Origin of the sequence: Teretinema zuelzerae, assembly GCF_021021555.1 — a bacterium.
GTDB classification, from domain to species: domain Bacteria; phylum Spirochaetota; class Spirochaetia; order Treponematales; family Treponemataceae; genus Teretinema; species Teretinema zuelzerae.
The window spans coordinates 290,751-307,643 of the sequence record NZ_JAINWA010000001.1 but is presented as its reverse complement, the minus strand read 5'-3'; the positions used below and the strand labels follow the sequence as shown (position 1 = coordinate 307,643).

At 57.2% G+C, this 16,893-nt stretch carries 15 protein-coding genes and 1 tRNA gene; 5 read left to right on the top strand and 11 right to left on the bottom strand.

Going from position 1 to position 16,893, the window contains the following annotated elements; all coding sequences use genetic code 11:
• The first annotated feature begins 186 nt into the window (after positions 1-186).
• Positions 187-1,287 (top strand): glycosyltransferase, encoded by a 1,101-nt coding sequence (locus K7J14_RS01480; protein WP_230752308.1) that lies wholly within the window; start codon positions 187-189, stop codon positions 1,285-1,287.
• Positions 1,288-1,389: 102 nt separating this feature from the next.
• Here the strand turns inward: K7J14_RS01480 and K7J14_RS01475 are convergent, their stop codons facing one another.
• Genes K7J14_RS01475 through K7J14_RS01465 form a run of 3 tightly spaced genes read right to left on the bottom strand, consistent with a single transcriptional unit; the run spans position 1,390 to position 5,425 of the window.
• On the bottom strand, positions 1,390-2,994 hold the full coding sequence (locus K7J14_RS01475; protein WP_230752307.1) for a response regulator: 1,605 nt from the start codon (positions 2,992-2,994) through the stop codon (positions 1,390-1,392).
• A gap of 4 nt (positions 2,995-2,998) precedes the next feature.
• On the bottom strand, positions 2,999-4,477 hold the full coding sequence (locus tag K7J14_RS01470) for a sensor histidine kinase (RefSeq protein ID WP_230752305.1): 1,479 nt from the start codon (positions 4,475-4,477) through the stop codon (positions 2,999-3,001).
• A 15-nt stretch (positions 4,478-4,492) separates the two neighbouring features.
• Entirely contained in the window at positions 4,493-5,425 is a 933-nt protein-coding gene (locus K7J14_RS01465; RefSeq protein WP_230752303.1) for an ABC transporter substrate-binding protein, read from the bottom strand.
• A gap of 293 nt (positions 5,426-5,718) precedes the next feature.
• On the opposite strand from K7J14_RS01465, the gene K7J14_RS01460 reads away from it, so the two are divergent.
• From K7J14_RS01460 to K7J14_RS01445, 4 genes are all read left to right on the top strand, one after another.
• On the top strand, positions 5,719-6,726 hold the full coding sequence (locus K7J14_RS01460; RefSeq protein WP_230752301.1) for a substrate-binding domain-containing protein: 1,008 nt from the start codon (positions 5,719-5,721) through the stop codon (positions 6,724-6,726).
• A gap of 141 nt (positions 6,727-6,867) precedes the next feature.
• Positions 6,868-8,370: a sugar ABC transporter ATP-binding protein gene (locus tag K7J14_RS01455; protein ID WP_230752299.1), complete on the top strand. Its 1,503-nt coding sequence runs from the start codon at positions 6,868-6,870 to the stop codon at positions 8,368-8,370.
• Complete coding sequence (locus K7J14_RS01450; protein WP_230752297.1) at positions 8,367-9,452, top strand: ABC transporter permease; 1,086 nt, start codon at positions 8,367-8,369, stop codon at positions 9,450-9,452. The genes K7J14_RS01455 and K7J14_RS01450 overlap by 4 nt, the downstream gene beginning before the upstream one ends.
• A gap of 1 nt (position 9,453) precedes the next feature.
• Entirely contained in the window at positions 9,454-10,524 is a 1,071-nt protein-coding gene (locus K7J14_RS01445; RefSeq protein ID WP_230752295.1) for an ABC transporter permease subunit, read from the top strand.
• A gap of 255 nt (positions 10,525-10,779) precedes the next feature.
• Here K7J14_RS01445 and K7J14_RS01440 read toward each other — a convergent pair.
• The 8 genes from K7J14_RS01440 to trpS all read right to left on the bottom strand — a co-directional run bounded on the left by K7J14_RS01440 (position 10,780) and on the right by trpS (position 16,863).
• Positions 10,780-10,852 (bottom strand) — tRNA-Asn (locus tag K7J14_RS01440).
• A gap of 92 nt (positions 10,853-10,944) precedes the next feature.
• Complete coding sequence (locus K7J14_RS01435) at positions 10,945-11,685, bottom strand: DUF6657 family protein (RefSeq protein WP_230752293.1); 741 nt, start codon at positions 11,683-11,685, stop codon at positions 10,945-10,947.
• A 15-nt stretch (positions 11,686-11,700) separates the two neighbouring features.
• Entirely contained in the window at positions 11,701-12,312 is a 612-nt protein-coding gene (locus K7J14_RS01430; RefSeq protein WP_230752291.1) for a 5-formyltetrahydrofolate cyclo-ligase, read from the bottom strand.
• A complete protein-coding gene (locus K7J14_RS01425; protein WP_230752289.1) occupies positions 12,309-13,811 on the bottom strand; it encodes a [Fe-Fe] hydrogenase large subunit C-terminal domain-containing protein in 1,503 nt (500 codons plus the stop codon). Before K7J14_RS01425 ends, K7J14_RS01430 begins: the two co-directional genes overlap by 4 nt.
• The gene (locus K7J14_RS01420) at positions 13,808-14,230 is read right to left on the bottom strand and encodes an ATP-binding protein (protein ID WP_230752287.1); all 423 of its coding nucleotides are present in this window, start codon (positions 14,228-14,230) and stop codon (positions 13,808-13,810) included. Before K7J14_RS01420 ends, K7J14_RS01425 begins: the two co-directional genes overlap by 4 nt.
• 9 nt (positions 14,231-14,239) lie before the next feature.
• The gene (locus K7J14_RS01415) at positions 14,240-14,599 is read right to left on the bottom strand and encodes a hypothetical protein (RefSeq protein ID WP_230752286.1); all 360 of its coding nucleotides are present in this window, start codon (positions 14,597-14,599) and stop codon (positions 14,240-14,242) included.
• Between the two features lie 68 nt (positions 14,600-14,667).
• Positions 14,668-15,792 carry a chorismate synthase gene (gene aroC, locus K7J14_RS01410; protein ID WP_230752285.1) on the bottom strand — a complete coding sequence of 375 codons (1,125 nt, stop codon included), beginning with the start codon at positions 15,790-15,792 and terminating at the stop codon, positions 14,668-14,670.
• A gap of 3 nt (positions 15,793-15,795) precedes the next feature.
• On the bottom strand, positions 15,796-16,863 hold the full coding sequence (gene trpS, locus K7J14_RS01405) for a tryptophan--tRNA ligase (RefSeq protein WP_230752284.1): 1,068 nt from the start codon (positions 16,861-16,863) through the stop codon (positions 15,796-15,798).
• Positions 16,864-16,893 lie beyond the last annotated feature (30 nt).

Here is a 16,893-nt window from a genome sequence, read left to right as displayed (position 1 = left end):
ACGCGGGGGCTCCGCGCGTTGAACGGCGCCCCTGATGGAGCCGGCGCGAAGCGACGGCGGGCGTTCTGCCTCGGTATGTGTTCTGTATGCGTCGACCTTCCCGCTCTCAATTGCTTCAAAAAAATGAAACCAGATATTTCTATTTTTGTTTTATAGGGGTGCTGAAAATACCGCGGAGCGTCATTCATGAAAATATCTGTGCTTATACCGTTGTACAAGGAACCGAAGTTTTTTGTCCCTATGGTTCGTTCTCTGCGTTTGAACGAGTATGAAGATCTGGAAATAGTCGCTGTTGTCGACGGTCCGATGACGGATTCCATCAGTCACGCGCTTTCCGAAGCGGGCGATTCGGCGAAGGTAGTCTTCCCCGATGAGCATGTAGGGAAGGCCGAGGCTCTTAACCGCGCAGCTTTTTCGATCGAGACTGATGCGTTTCTTTTTCTCGATAATGATATCGAACTGCCGCGCGATCCGACCTTCATCAGCCGGTTGGCATCCAAATTAGTCGAGTTCGATATCGTGGACATGCCGAAAGAGGTGATCGTCGAGTCGGTTTTTTCGGCGATGATCGCCCACGAATATCAAAGTCTCGCCATGGCAAGTCTTTTGTTTTCGAGGCTGGTCCACCGTTCTCCGGGAGTGATCGGAGCGGCGTTCGCGGTCCGCAAGTCCCTTTTTGATCGTTTGGGCGGGTTTAAGCGGGTGGTGCACGAGGACGGCGATTTCGGCGCGCGCGCGTTCCGTCTCCATGCCCGCTATGCCTACGACCTTTCCCTGAAAGTGCGCACCGGAATGCCCGACACGCTGGATGACTGGATCAAGCAACGAAAGCGCTGGACGCTGATAAATGTGTTGTGGTTTAAGGACAATTTTCTTTATATGGCGAAAAGCGTTTTTCGGCAGCCTTCGATTTTGACGACTCTTCTCGCTATAGCGCTTCCTTCCGTCGTTTCGCTGCTGCTCTTCGCATCGTTGACAGTGGGAAAACTATCCTTCCTGAATCCGTTGATATTTATGATCGCGCAATCCTTCCAATTTCCGGCGGGTTTGTTCTTGTGGCTCTCCCATCACGCGATGCTTTCAGACGGCTTGATCAGCACGCTGGCAGGCTTTGCATTTACTTTCGCGGTATACGGTTCTTTTTCGGCCATCGCCCGTTTCCGTTTTAATCCGCTGTCTTTCGTTCTGTATTACCTGGCGTACGCCCCCTTTATCATGGCAATAAATATCGCGATGTTCATTACGCAATGGCGAACGGTTTCGGTTGATCTGGAGTGGAAAACCTGATCCGCCCCTGCATGGGCTTTCCTGTGCGGGAGCGACGGCCGGCGCGATTGGCTCGATCTGTTGTAATCAGCGACGGCGTTCATCACCCCCCCCAAAAAAAAATCACTCCGCTTTCGCCTTCTTCATTGTCCGGTATTCCTTCGGGGTCAGTCCCTCGCGCTTTTTGAAGATGTAGCTGAGGTAATTCGGCTCGTTGTAGCCGACAGAGAAAGCGATGCTGACGATTTTTTCGTCGGTGGTCACGAGTAGTTCTTTTACCTTTTCCATCCTGGCCCCGGTCAGATAGTCTATGAATGTCACGGACATTTCCTGCGCGAAGATCGTGCTGAAGTGCGTCGGGCTTAAAGAGACGTGGGCTGCGACGGTATTGAGCGAAATATCGGGGGTATTAAAGTTTTCTTTGATGAAGTCGCAGGCCTTCTGAACGATTTTTTTGTGATGGCAGCTGTTGCCGCTGTCGCGGAGCTCTATGAACTTCAGGCAAATCTTTGTCGCGAGATCGGTGAACTCCTGCGCGGAAATGGCCGAAGAGAACACGTCCTTGCGGCTTGCGAAGTGACGGGAAAGCTCGGCCTGTGCCATCGACGGGTTGAAGTTGCGGATGATGCGCGTCGCGGCCGCAGTGAGATCCATGAGAATGTAATATCGGTAGAGGAGGCTCTGCATCTCGTCGGTGTCGATGCTTTTCGCGAACTCTGCGACGATGGCGGGAACGTCCTGCGGAGTGGCGAATTTGAGTTTGTTTTCCACGTCGGCGTCGAAGAGGTCGTCGATGGCCGGGACGACGGATGCGTCGCCGCGGCAGAGGTCGCCCGAGCAGAATATTCGGCTGCGGTGTGTCTGGGCGAACGTCTTCAGCAAGACGCCTGCCTCGCGGTACGCGTCGTGGATGCCCGTGATGCGGTTTGTCACGGCTGAGATGCCGACGGTGAGCTTGGTCGACCCGTCGTCTTCGATCTCGTGCTTTAGCGTCTGGGCTGCGTGGTAGGCCTTCCCGGTGGCGTCGATGTCCGTCGGCCCCTTGACGATCAGCACGACGTGGTCCGCGCCGCTCATGAAAAAAAGGACCTCCGGGTCATTCCTCAGCGCGTATTTCGCCTTGGACGTGATCGTCAGGCGATTTGGGTAACCGTTTTTTCCCTCATACTGCGCGATCGCCACCGCGTAGCTCTTGCTCAGGAGTCCTGTCTCCAGTTCGTCGGCGCGGCGCAGCGCCTCGTCGGCGCCGATTTCGCCGTTGCAGAGCTGTTCCAGAAACGAACCGATGAGAGTATTCTTCACCATCTCGTCGTTCGACTGGTGCTTCAAGAACGAGACGCTTTGTTTTTTATGCTCGGCGATTTTTTCGCTCGCGACGTGCAGCGCCGCGAAGAGATCCTTGTTCGGCGTAGGTTTCAGGATGTACTGATCGACGCCGATGTCGATAGCCTGCCGCGCGAGGTCGAAGTCGTCGTATCCGCTCACGATGATGACGCGGAGCCAGGGAATAATCGCCTTCGCGTGCCGCGCGAGGGTGAGTCCGTCCATGAAGGGCATCTTGATGTCGGTGATGAGGATATCGGGCTTCAGGTCCTGTATGATCGTAAGCGCGAGTTCGCCGTCTCCAGCCTCGCCTATGCAGCTAAAGGGTTCGCCGCTGTTCTCGATCGCGTTTCGCATGTTCGCCCGGATCAGGGGCTCGTCCTCGACGAGAAAAACAGTATACATGTTTTTAAGCTCCTTCCGTCGGCGCCGCTTGAGTCTGGTCGGGCGCCGGCTGCGCGGCCTGCGTCCGCACTATGGGCAGCCGCAGGGTGATGGTGCAGCCTTTGTCGTATTCGCTTTCAACCGTCAGTCCGTCGCCGGTCTCGTAATAGAGCTCGATGCGCTTGTACACGTTGTAGAGTCCGAAACCCGAACCGGGGCTCGACACGTCGTAGTTCAAGAGGTTCGCTTGCAGCTTCTCCAGTTCCTCAGGCGTCATCCCGAGTCCGTTGTCCTGGACCGTGAAGATCATGGAATCGCCCTCGGCGGTTCCTTTCACCGCGATGTGACCGCGCCGCCGCGTCTTCTTAATCCCGTGGTATATCGCGTTCTCGACGAGGGGCTGCAGCAGGAGTTTGAGCATCGATTCTTTCAGTATCTCCGGGGAAAAATCGAAGTCGTATTCCAGAATGGCCCCGTACCGCATCTTCTGTATCGCGAGGTAATTTTCGACGTGGGCTTTCTCTTCGGCGACCGTGACCCAGTCCCTTCCTTTATTGAGCGACAGCCGAAAAAAGCTCGACAGTGCAAGCGTCGTGGTTACGACGTTTTCGGTCTGGCCGTCCTCGGCGAGCGAGAGGATGGTTCCGAGCGTGTTGTACATGAAGTGCGGGGCGATCTGCGCCTGCAGGGCTTTCATCTCGGCCTTCTGGAGGTTGCGCTGCTTCTGCACGTTCTGGTCGATGAGCTTGATGAGCTTTTCTGCCATGGTGTTGAGGCTGTCCGTGAGTTCGTCGAGCTCGCTGATCTCGGGTTTTTCGACGCGGATCGAAAGGTCTCCCTGGGCGATGCGGGACGCCATGGTTTTGAGCCGCCAGATCGGCTCGTTGATTCTGCGGTTGAGCTGCCGGTAATTGCGCAGCAGGAACATGAGAATAGCGAAGAAGAGGAGAACCTGCGTAAGCGTCATCAAGTCCATCGATTGCCGGATTTTCGCGTTCTGGATATGCGCGAGCTCCATTTCCGCCGCGACGAATTTCTGGATGACGTCGTAGAGAAGATCGCTCACAGACGCGATCTCTCCAAGTAATTCCTCGTTCTCCCGGACGGGACGTTCCCGGGCGATATTGTCGCCGATACTGTTCACATAGCTTTCCATTGTTTCCAGGGTATTGCGCGCGACCTGCACAAGATATCCGTTGTCCTCGCTGTTCGCGTTTTTTTCGAGCTCGTCGAGGTTTTCCCTGATCCGGCCGATGAGCGCGTACTGCGTGTTATCCTTGAACGTTGTCTTGCCGGTCACAATGTTCCACATGGTGGTGTAAATATCATTTTTGAGGTTGCTGGAAAGGCTGTTCGCGCTGTATACGTTCTCGATGATGCCCTCGTACTGGTTCAGGGTGATGTTGTAGTAAAGCGTGTTGATGATAAAAGGGACGATGGATGCGAGGATCATGACGATGTTCGTGAATTTGAGCGCTTTCCTGATACTGTCGCTGCGCATCATCTTATGCCTTCGCCGTCAGTATCCGCGGTTGGGAATGTTTCCCACGGCGCCGAATTCGTCGAACGTTTGCTCGTCGATATACGTTCTTTTCGGCACCGGTTCCCCCGCGACTACTTTCCGCGCGAGTTCCATCACCTGCGCACCGCTGTTTGGATTGCACTCTATGATGCAGTTGACGACGCCAAGCTTGAGGTAATCGACGCTCCGCTGGGTCATGTCGACCGATATGATCGCGATGTCCTTTCCGGGCCTGATTCCTGACGCCTGCATCACCTCGATGGCCCCGAAGGTCATGTCGTCGTTGTGCGAATAGATCACGTTGATTTCTTCGGGTTTGTAGAGATCCAGTATCTTGTTCATGAGTTCCCGGCCCTTGCTGGCCATGAAGTCGCCGTCTTCGCTGAATATCACCCTGAATTTCGGATGCGCGGAAATAATATCCCTGAAGCCTTCGAAACGCCCTATGGCGGGGGTCGATTCCTCCGTCCCCGCCAACTCCACGATGTTGACGGGACCCGAAACGTTTTTGTACTTTTTCACGAGGAATTCCCCGGCTTTGCGGCCCTCGCGCCTGAAGTCCGAACAGAGAGCGCAGGCATAGAGGCTCTGGTCGGAGGTCTTGATCATCCGATCCACGAGAATCACCGGGATGCCCGCCGCCTTCGCCTCTCCGAGCACCGTGTCCCAGCCGGTCTCGACGAGCGGCGAAAACGCTATCACGTCTACCTTGTAGGCGATGAAGGAACGGAGCGCCTTGATCTGGTTCGCCTGATCCTGCATGGCGTCTTCGAACATGATCTTGATTCCCGCTTTTTGCGCCGCGGTCGTGATGGAAAAGCTGTTCCGCGTGCGCCAGGTACTCTCGTCGCCGAGCTGGGAATATCCGAGCACGACAGGATCGGCCGCGCCGTCGTTCTGTCTGCTTTCTTTGCACGCGGAAATGGTCAATATACAGAGAATAACAAAAAATGTTCGGACGTGGCGAACCATGCGATACCCTTCCAGAACCCTCATTGTATCATACCTGCCGGGGAGCGCAATAAAAAACGGACTGCCCGGTGCAGATCGAATAAAAACGTAGTAGTCCCGTAAAAAAGTCTAGATATATCCGCGAGTGAACTTGTTAGCCCAAAAAAATCATATTAAGTGCGAAAGGATGTAGGTAGCGCCCGCGGCAAAACGGCCCCCTAATGGATATAGGGGCATACGCTCCGTAACGTAATGAAAGTGGAGGAAGAAAGATGAAAAAGATCACGAAGATCGCCATTTTGGCCCTTTTGGCCATGGTCATGGCAACCCCGGTATTCGCCGGCGGAAAGAGCGATGCGGCACCGAGGGCTGGCGGGCTTATAAAGGTTGGTATCGTTAACCTGCCGCCGGAAGAGTCCGGATATCGCCAGGCGAACGTCGAAGACATGAACGCCGTCTTCTCGAAAGCGAACGGCTACGACGCGAAGCAGACAAACACCGGCGACAACAGCGAGCAGATCGCCGCCGCTCAGGGCTACATCCGCGACGGCGTCGACTATCTCCTTATTTCTGCCGCGAACGCGTCCGGATGGGACAACGTCCTTAAATCCGCGAAGACCGCGGGCGTCAAGGTGTTCCTCTTTGACCGCCTCATTGATACCGATGCCTCGAACTTTCAGGCAGCTCTCGTCTCCGACATGGCGACCGAGGGAAACACCGCTATGAACTGGGTTCTCGCCCAGAATCTCGGCACGGTTAATCTCATCCTCATCCGCGGACAGCTTGGTTCGGCCGCCGAACTCGGCCGCTCCGCCGCCGTGCTCAAGGCCAAGGCCGACGGCAAGATCAACCTGGTCGCCGACGGTACCGGCGGAGACAGCTGGAGCCTCGAAGAAGCCCGCAAAGTGGTGGAAGCCGCGATCGCCGCGAAGAAAGACTTCAACGTGATCTACGCCGAAAATGACGGCATGGCCCAGGGCGCCGTTCAGGCTCTCGACGCTGCCGGCATTACCCATGGAAAGGACGGAAAGGTCAAAATCCTCGGATTCGACTTTAACCGCTTCGCTCTCCGCAACGTGCAGGCCGGATACTGGGACTGCGACGTGCAGTGCAGCCCCCGCCAGGCAGGCGAGATTTCCAAGTGGATCAAGTCCGGTACGCTACCGACCGGAATCGTCTTCCAGAAAGAAATCTTCGCGGACACCGCGACGATCACCGACGACATCATCACCAAACTCGGCCTCAATGCCGATCCCGGAAAGGGCGTGATCACAAAGTAACCGTCCTTCAGGCGTTTATGCACGATCAGTCGTTTTGAAAGGGCGGCGCGGCGTTCCGGTTGATTCCGGCCGCCGCATCGCGCGGTGCGGTCTGCCGCACCGCTTTTTTAATATGCGCGGTAAGCCGAAGGAGGTCTCTAATTGCAGTCGGATAAGGTGCTAGAAATGCAGGGAATCTGCAAGACCTTTCCCGGGGTCCGGGCTCTGTCGAACGTTAACTTTACGTTGCGAAAAGGCGAAGTCCACGCACTCATGGGTGAAAATGGAGCAGGCAAGTCCACGCTTGTTAAGGTAATGACGGGCGTATACGAAAAAGACGCCGGTCAAATAACCGTTGAAGGAAAGCCGGTTCACTTCAAATCGCCGCAAGAGGCGCAAGACAATGGAATAGGCACGGTCTACCAGGAAATAACCCTGTGTCCCAATCTGACCGTCGCGGAAAACATGTTCATCGGCCGGGGCAGGCATGCATTCGTCAGCTGGAACAGCATGAACGCGAAAGCGAAGAAATTGCTCGACTCGCTCAGCATTCCGTCGAGGCCGACCCAACAGCTTTCGAGCTGTTCGCTAGCGGTGCAGCAGATGATCGCGATCGCGCGCGCAGTCGACATGGACTGCAAAATTCTCGTCCTCGACGAGCCGACATCCTCTCTCGACGAGGATGAAGTACGGAAACTTTTCGAGCTTATGCGCGAACTCAAGTCGAGAGGCGTGGGAATCGTTTTTATCACCCACTTTCTCGATCAAGTATATGAAATAAGCGACAGAATCACGGTCCTCCGCAACGGAGAGCTGATCGGAGAATACGAAGCCGCTTCGCTTCCCCAATTCGAGCTGGTCTCGAAGATGATGGGCAAGGCGCTCGAGGACGTGGAAAACCTGAAAAAGGGCGAGACCTGCACGCTTGATGGCGGCGTCCCTGTTTTAGAGGCTTCTGGCCTTTCGAGCGATGCGGGAGTGAAGCCCTTTGACTTCGCAATACGGAAGGGAGAGATAAACGGATTCACCGGGCTCCTCGGATCCGGCCGCAGCGAGAGCGTTCGCGCGATTTACGCCGCGGACAAGGTTACCGGCGGCGAGATAAAAATCAACGGCAAGAAGGCAAAAATCGACGAGCCTATCGATGCGATGAGGCAGGGCATCGGCTACCTCCCCGAGGACCGCAAGGGCGACGGAATCATCGCCGACCTTTCGGTGCGCGATAATATCATTCTCGCAATGCAGGTCATGAAGGGATTTTTCAGGCCCTTTTCGCGGAAACAGGCGGAAGCTTTCGCGGACGAGTACGTAAAGCGCCTGAGCATCAAGACCGCATCCGTCAATACGCCCATCAAGCAGCTTTCCGGCGGCAACCAGCAAAAGGTTATCCTCGGCAGATGGCTTTTGACGCACCCCAAGTACCTGATTCTTGACGAGCCGACGCGGGGCATCGACGTCGGAACCAAGGTGGAAATCCAGAAACTGATGCTCAAACTCGCCGAAGAGGGCGTCAGCGTTACGTTCATTTCCTCCGAAATAGAGGAAATGCTCCGGACTTGTTCGCGCCTCATCGTCATGAAGGACCGCCAGATCGCCGGCGAGCTGACCGGCGCGAATTTGACGCAAAAAGACGTTATGCACGTCATAGCGGGGGGACACAAATGAAACAGAACAGAATCGCTCAGCACTTTTCACATCTCCTGCTCCCTCTCTCGGTTCTTGCGATCCTTGTCGTGATAAACCTGATCAAGGGAGCCGATTATTTCAGCGTTAAGATGATTAACGGGGCTCTGTACGGGAACATTCCGAACATGCTTTTCGGCGCTTCGGAGCTTGTAATTCTTTCGATCGGCATGACGCTGGTCACCGCGTCCTCGCGCGGGCAGGACATCAGCGTCGGCGTTGCCGCCGCGATCACGTCCGCCGTGTTCGTCCAGTTTCTCCTCCAATCGAGCGAGATCACCTGGATGACCATCTTTCTCGGTTTCCTTATAAGCTGCGGCGTCGGCATCGTCATCGGCGCGTTCAACGGCTCTCTGGTCGCAATATTCAAGGTGCAGCCGATGGTCGCGACATTGATCCTGTTTACCGCGGGGCGCTCCATCTCGTTTATGATCGACGGCAAGCTCTCTCCCGTTCTCGCCAATGAACTGACGAGCCAGATCGGCGGGATCATGCCGGGATTGCCGATACAGACGCCGATCCTTCTGACGGCTATCTTTATCGTGATCGTCGCGGTTTTCCTCAAGGTGACCAATCTCCGGCTCTACTCGGAGACGGTTGGAATCAACGAGAAGGCGGCGCGGCTTAACGGCATCAACCCGATACGGATCAAATTCCTGTCCTACATGCTTCTCGGAATCTGTACAGCGGTCGCAGGCTTCATCGCGGTTACTAAAGCCGGCCGCCACGACAGCGTCAACATCCTCAAGTTCGTCGAGATGGACGCGATCCTCGCCGTCGCCATCGGCGGCAACGCCCTGTCCGGCGGAAAGTTCAGCATCACCGGTTCGATCATCGGCGCGTACACTATCGAGATGCTGAGCAGGACGCTGCTCAGACTCGAGGTCGGCACCGAGACGATCAAAGCTTTCAAGGCCGTGTTCATCATTATCCTCATGATAATCTCCTCTCCCGCAGTCCGCGAGTATTTCGCCCGTGCGAGGATGCGGACGGGCGGTGGTTCCTTCGGCGACATCGCGAGAAAAAACGCTGCGCCAGATGCGCCGGCGAAGAAGGAGGCTTAATGTGGCAACGTTGAAAAATCCTGAGGCAAAGGAAGCGCTCTCGAATTCGAATCTGCTGTTCATCATCGCCGCGGTCATATTCGTATTGATGTATGGATTCGCCATTGTGCGCTATCCGGGAAGTTTCCTGCAGTTCCAGACCTTCTTCGACCTTTTCAGCCTGAACGCCCCGCTTATCATCCTGACGCTCGGCATCAGCATCGTCATGATCGGCGGCGGCATCGACATTTCTGTCGGCGCGGTGACAGGCCTCGTGACCATGTGCTGCGCGGTCTTCCTTCAATCGAAGGGCGGCAGCATCGGCGGCGCCATGATCCTCGCTCTTGCCATCGGCTTCGCGTTCGGCGTCTTGCAGGGCTTTCTTATCTCGTACCTCGAGATTCAGCCGTTTATTATCACTCTCGCCGGCATGTTCCTCGCGAACGGACTTTTGACCACGATCCACAAGGACCCGATCAACGTGTCGCACGAAGGCTTCGTCGCGCTCAGAGATTACAACATCGTCATTCCCTTCCTCGGCAATAATAACCGGCTGGGAAATTTCATCCCGCTCCAGATCAAACTCGGCACAATGGTTGCACTGGTCCTCATCGTCATCCTCGTCGCTCTCATGAAGTGGTCCCGCTTCGGTCGCAACCTCTACGCGGTCGGCGGCAACAGTCAGAGTGCCCTGATGCTCGGCATCAATGTGCGCAAGACGAAGTTCATGTCGTATCTCCTGTGCGGAGCGCTTTCGGGAATCGCGGGCTTCGTCTATATTATGACGACGGGAGCGGGCAACGTCGGAAACGCCTCGGGCTTCGAGATGAAAGCGATCGCCGCCTCCATCATCGGCGGCACGATGCTCACCGGCGGCGTGGGAAACCTCTTCGGTTCTCCGATCGGCGCGCTCACGCTTCTTACTATCAACGAACTCATCCGCGCGGCGGGCGTCAATTCCAACTTTCAGGCAATTGTAAGCGGACTTCTCCTCTACGTTTTCATTGTCTTGCAAAGCGTCGTCGTGTGGGTGCGCGGGAGCGGCAAATTCAAGCTTGCATTGCCAAGCTGGATGAGGCTGCGGAAAGAGTAATCGATATTGTAGTTAAAAATATCCCGATTCACGAAGCCGCTCCGAATTTCCGGGGCGGCTTTTTTTGCTCCCGTTTATTATCCGCCCCTGCAAGGACCTTCGTTCGCGGGGGCTCCGCGCATAAAGTTTTCGCGCCTGATGGAGCCGGCGCGAATGCGCCGGCGGGCGGTCTGCCTCGGTTTTAGACCATGTGTTTAAAAAGCAAAAACCCGATACTTTTACGAATCGGGTTTTCCTGAGGTCTTTCGACCGTCGCTCCCCCGCGGTGAATTGAACACCGGACAAAGTGGTTAACAGCCACTTGCTCTGCCGACTGAGCTACAGGGGAATGTGCAGGTTCGCTTGCGCGTTCCTGACGAAGAATAACTTACCGCTTTTAGCAAAAAATGTCAACGGGGTGCGAACTAAAAAAAAGCGTTTTCAGTTTTCCTCCATGCCGACCGCTTCGCGGATTCGGGAGCGCACTTCTTCGAGCACGGGTTCGTAGCGCTGCTCCACCATGCGCATGTTTTTGTTCAGCGCAGCCATGAATTCGGGGTCCTGCCGCGGGTCGAGCGGCATGTTCTGGCCGTAGCGTTTGGCCATTTCCTGTTGCTTCGCGCGGAGGCGGGGAAGGTATTGCTGCTGCATGGCCTGCTCGGTTTGTCCGCGCTCCTGGAGGTATTGCTCGAGTATCTGGGCGAGCTGCTCGAAGAGTTGTCCCATGCCGGCTCCGGGGAGAAGGAGCTCGAGCCCGATTCCGGTCGACTGGAATCGGGTGATGTCGTCTTCAGAAGAAGGAAGATTAAGCGATGCAATGAAGATGGAGGCGGCGCCTTCGGCTACGAGGCGCATACGCTCTGCGTCGGCTTCCTTGAGGGCTTCAAGGAATTTTGCGGCGGCTTTGGCTGTTTGTTCTCCGGTATCGGCGGCGTTCGAGTCGACTGCCGGGCGTTCGGTCTCCGCTGCGTTTTCCGCCGCCGCGGCTGCCGGTTCGTCGGCGTTTGACTTCTCGGCTGCGGCTGAGCGTGCGGCCGCTATGCTTGCCAGGGCGGAAAGGAACTCGCTCGCTCCCTTTTTCCCCCGGTTTTTCAGGTCTCTGCTGTCGATAGCGGTTTTGTCGACCGCGATGTCTGCTGTTTTTTCAAGCGCTATTTCCAGCGCGGATTTAATGTGTCCCATGTCGGTCCCCTTTTCTTATTCTGTTGCGCATACTATACATCCCCTGCCGGTGAGAAGGCAATCGACCGGGATGTCGTGGGATTCGGCGGGAACATGGCTCAGTATCTGCCAGTCGTGGCAGGTTCCGATGAGCGTTATTTCCTTTCTCCGGTCGCCTGCCGCCTTCAGGAGGGCGGAGAGAAAGCGGTCGTAGCAGCCTTTCCCGCGTCCAAGCCGGTGCCCGTAGCGGGAGAAGGCGAGCGCGGGAACGAGTACGGCGAGGGGGAGGAGACTCTCGAGTTTCGGGCATCCTCCGCGGTTTTCGGCCGCGGGACTCCACAGGAGGGGAGCGTCGGCAAGGGGTTCGCGGATGCCGAATCCTCCGGACCGGAAGGGGCCGTCAGCGGATTCGATTTTTCTGAACTCGAGGTCCTCTCCGCGCACGCAGGGGGCTCCTACCTCGATTCCGGCATCGAGGGCCCAGCCGGCGAGCCCGGAAGGATCTATCTCGTTCCCGAAGGGCAGGTAGGTGAACAGCGTTTTTGTCGTTTTCGGAAGAACTTCCTCGCTCATGCCGACTCTGAATACCTCTCCTTCGCCGAGAGCTTGGAGTTTTCTCTTCATTTCGCGGCGCAGTTCATGTTTCATGCGTCTTCTCCCCCGCGGCGTTCCAGCAGTTTGCGGTATTGTTCTTTTAGAATAATAACGCAATCCGTTTTGCGGGCAAGGCCTTTTACGATGTCTTCGGCGAGCGCGCGGCAGTTGGGGGCTCCGCAGCAGCCGCAGTCGAGTCCCGGAAGCTCCGCGCGGATTTCTTCCATTTTTTCCATCAGTTCTACGGCTCGCCGGTAGTCGCTGTCGAGCTGGAGGGCAGGGCGGGGCGGGAATCGTTCGGTGCGGAGGCATCGCTCGCAGTCGAGCCTGCGCGCGCGCGCGGCTTCTGCATTCCGCGCCGTCTCGGACGCCGGTTCGGCTGTTTTCGTTCCTTCCTGCCGGGCCGTCGCGGACCGTTCGTCCGCTTTCGAGCGAACGTCGGTTATCGCGGCTGCTTCCGCGAGAAGCTCTCTGCGGACGACGAGGGTTTGTTCCGTCTTTTCCGGGCGTGCGGCGAGCTCTTTTTCTCGTTCGCTTACGATGTGTTTGCCGAGCGCCGGGGTAAGGGCCGTGAGCGGGCCTCCTACGCAGCCTGAGGCGCAGGCCATCAGCTCCAGAAAGTCTACCGAGTCGAGCTTTCCGTCTTCCACCGCTTCAAGGATCTTTACGCATTGGTCCATTCCGTCCACCGCGAGCGTTGCCGTTCCTTTCTCGGCTCCGGTGTCTTCGGCTTCCCCGCCTGCGCGGGACCAGGCGATGTCTTCGGGATACAGGCTGAGCGGCTGCGGGGCTCCGTCCCCTTCGCCTGCTTTCTGGAGGGCGGCGAGCATGGGAAGGTGGAAGTCGGCCATGCTGAACACGCCGTCCACGGAAGAGGTCTCGTCCCCGAGCGGGCTTTTCGCCTCTGTTATTTTTCCCGCGCAGGGCGAGATGAAAAATACGCCGGCTTTCGGGCGGTTCGGGAAGAGCCGCTTCGCTTCAGCGCGGGCCATGCGGGCGGCAAGCTCCATGGGAGCGATTACCGGCACGATGTTTTCTATGAGCGAAGGAAAGCGGATCTGTATGAACTTGATGATTGTAGGGCAGCTCGAGGAGATGAGGGGCCGCGGGAGGTCCGGGTAGCGCGCGCGGTCGAGGAAGGCTGCCGAAGCTCCCGCGATTCCGCCGGTAGCGGCCGCCACCGGATATACCATGTCGAAGCCGCAGTCTATGAGCGCGCGATGGATTTCGTTTATCGAATATTTTACGGGGAACTGGCCGTAGAGGGAGGGCGCCGGTATCGCGATTTTCAGCTCGTACAGCGCGGATAGTCCGCTGTCGGCGGCCGCAGCCGAGTCCGCAGGCGCGATCATCGCCGGGTCGTCGCTCCGCGCTTTTTTGGCGTGATGCGGGCATCGCCTGATGCACTCCCCGCAGTCTATGCAGCGTTCCTCGATAATGCGGGCTTTTCCGTCCCGTACTCGGATCGCCTCGGTCGGGCAGGTGGTTACGCAGATCGTGCATCCCTTGCACGCGTCTTCGTCGAGGTAGACCGAGTGCCATCTGCGGTTCATCCGGCCTCCGGTATGCGTATTTTCATGGTGACGGTCGTTCCCTTTCCGGGAGCCGTCTCGATGGCCAGTTCGTCCGAATTGCGCTTCATGTTGGGCAGTCCCATTCCGGCGCCGAATCCCAGCTGCTGGACGAGTTCGGGAGCGGTGGAATAGCCGTCCTGCATGGCGAGCTCGAGGTTTTCAATCCCCGGCCCGTGATCCGTCATGACGATGACGATTTCGCCCGGTTCGAGCCGTATCTCGGCCTCTCCGCCTCCGGCGTGCACCACCATGTTGATTTCAGCCTCGTACATGGCGACCGCGGTCCGCTTGATTACGTCTCCGCTTACGCCCAGGCGGAGGAGAATTTTCTTCATCTCCGCCGACGCGTTTCCTGCCTGGGTAAAATCGTTTCCCGGTACGTCGAAGCGGTATGTCATAACTGCCCGCTACCCGATTTCCCGCACGCCGCCCTGGCGGACTCCCGCTTCGTAGAGGAGGCCGCAGGCCAGAAAGAGGGGAAGCCGCGTCGTCAGCAGGACGATGCCGTTTTCCTTCGCCATGTCGATCATGTCCTGGTTCGGAGTCTTCCCCCGGACGAAGCAGACTGCCTGAATATCCATCAGGATGGCGGTGCGTATTACCTGAATGTTGATGAGTCCGGTCATCAGGAGAACCTGATCCTTCACGAAGGCCATCACGTCGCTCATGAGGTCGGCCCCGCACGCGGAGGCGATTTCAATGTCGGCCCGGGCGGTGTCCGCTATCATGTCTGCCTGAAGGGCCTGTTGCGCTTCTAGAATATTCATAACTGATAAAGAATAGCACGCTTTCGCCCGAACCGTAAAGAAAATGTCCCGTACGGCCGGGCGGAGAATTAGAGGCGGGACGCTTCGTCGCGGAGGATGAGATCGGCCAGAACGAGGGCGGTCATGGCTTCTATCACGGGCACGATGCGCGGGCACAGGCACACGTCGTGGCGGCCGCGCACTTCGATGGCGCAGTCGTTTCCGGAAGAATCAACCGTTTGCTGGGCCAGGCTGATTGAGGATACCGGCTTTACCGCCGCGCGGAACACGATGTCCGCCCCGGTGGAAAGCCCGCCGAGAATCCCTCCCGCATTGTTGCTTAGAAATCTCGGTTTGCCGGTTGCGCCGTCCATGCGCATGGGGTCGTTGTTTTCCTTGCCCGTCATGCGCGCGGCTTCGAAGCCCGCTCCGAACTCGATTCCCTTGATCGAACCGATGGAAAGGATCGCTTTGGCGAGTTCGGCGTCGAGCTTGTCGAATACCGGCTCTCCGAGCCCGACCGGGAGTCCGTCAGCGCCGCTCACCCTGCACGAGATCACCCCGCCGCCCGAGTTTCCCTCGGCCTTCAGTTCTATCACCCGCTCGAGCATCTTTTTCGCCGCCGTTCCGTCGCAGGCGCGCATTTCGTTTTTCTCGATTTCCCCTGCGTCGAAGGTTTCGCATGCTATCCCGACCGCCTCGCTCGTCCAGGCGGTCACCGTAATGCCGCGCCCGGCGAGGAATCTCTTGGCGACGGCTCCCGCCGCCACCCTGCCGATGGTTTCGCGTCCGGAGGAGCGTCCGCCGCCGCGGTAGTCCCTGATCCCGTATTTCTCGAAAAACGGGTAATCGGCGTGGCCGGGGCGGAATTTTGTTTTAATATCGCCGTAATCTGCCGACTGCTGGTTCGTGTTGCGCACGATCACCGCGATCGGGGTGCCGGTCGTTTTTCCCTCGAATACGCCGGACAGAATTTCGCATTCGTCGGCTTCCTTGCGCGCCGTTCCGGCCGGATTGAGCTTTTCGCTGCGCTCGGTTCCGTCGCTGTCCTTCGCGTGCGCTCCTGGGCGGCGGCGGTCCAGTTCTTTCTGGATCGCGAGCTCGCTCAAAGGCAAGCCTGCCGGGCAGCCGTCGATCGTAACTCCGAGAGCGGCTCCGTGGCTTTCGCCGAAGGTAGTGATTCTAAAAAGCGTTCCGAAGGTGTTTCCCGCCACCGGTTATTCTCCCTTTTCCCGTTTTTTCCGGGTTTCTTCCGCCTTGCGGCTGATCCGGTTCCAAACAGAAGACAATCCCATCGCCTTTTTGGCGAGGGAGAGCGTTTCGCGGGCTTCTTCGCGCATGCGGAGCGTTCCGTTGTAGATCACTTCGTCCACGTAGCCCGATTGTTTTTCAAAATGGCTTCTCCGCTCCCGGATGGGATTCAGGAAGTTGTTGAGCGCGACCGCGAGCTTCTGCTTCACTTCCACGTCTCCGACCTTTCCCGTCTTATAGCGGGCTTTCAGGTCTTCCACTTCTTCCTTGTTCGGGTTGAAGGCGTCGTGATAAATGAATACGGGGTTTCCTTCCACGCGGCCGGGGACGTCGGCGCTGGTGCGGTTCGGGTCGGTGAACATGCCGTTCACCTTCTTCTGCACCGTCTTTTCGTCGTCTGAAAGGAATATCGCGTTGTTGAGGCTCTTAGACATTTTCGCCTGGCCGTCGGTTCCCACAAGCGACCCGAAATCGCTGACCATCACTTCCGGCAAGGGAAACACGTCCCCGTACATGAAATTGAAGCGCTTGGCGATTTCGCGGGTGAGTTCAACATGGCTTTCATTGTCCTTTCCGACGGGAACCAGGGTCGCCCGCGGCATAAGGATGTCCGCCGCCTGGAGCACCGGGTATCCTAACAGTCCGAAGGGCAACTCGGAAAGGTTGGCGTTTTTCGCCATTTCCTTGATGGAAGGAATCCTCTGGAGGCGGGGCACGCTCACCAGGTCGTTGAAAAAGAGGGCCAGCTCGGTAACCTCGGGAACCGCCGACTGCAGATAAATGGTGGACTTCGCCGGATCGATGCCGCAGGCGAGGTAGTCCAGCACCATCTGGCGCACGTTGTCGGCCAGCTCTTCTATGTGTTCCTTCTCAGGCTTCGTCGTAAGGGTATGCAGATCGGCGATGATGAAAAAACACTCATATTCGTCCTGGAGTCGGACCCGGTTCGCGATGGAACCGACATAGTGACCAAGATGGAGGCGGCCGGTGGGTCTGTCTCCCGTAAGAATCCGTTTTTTTCCGTTATTATCCATAGTAACACCGATGATACCATCATCGGGCTC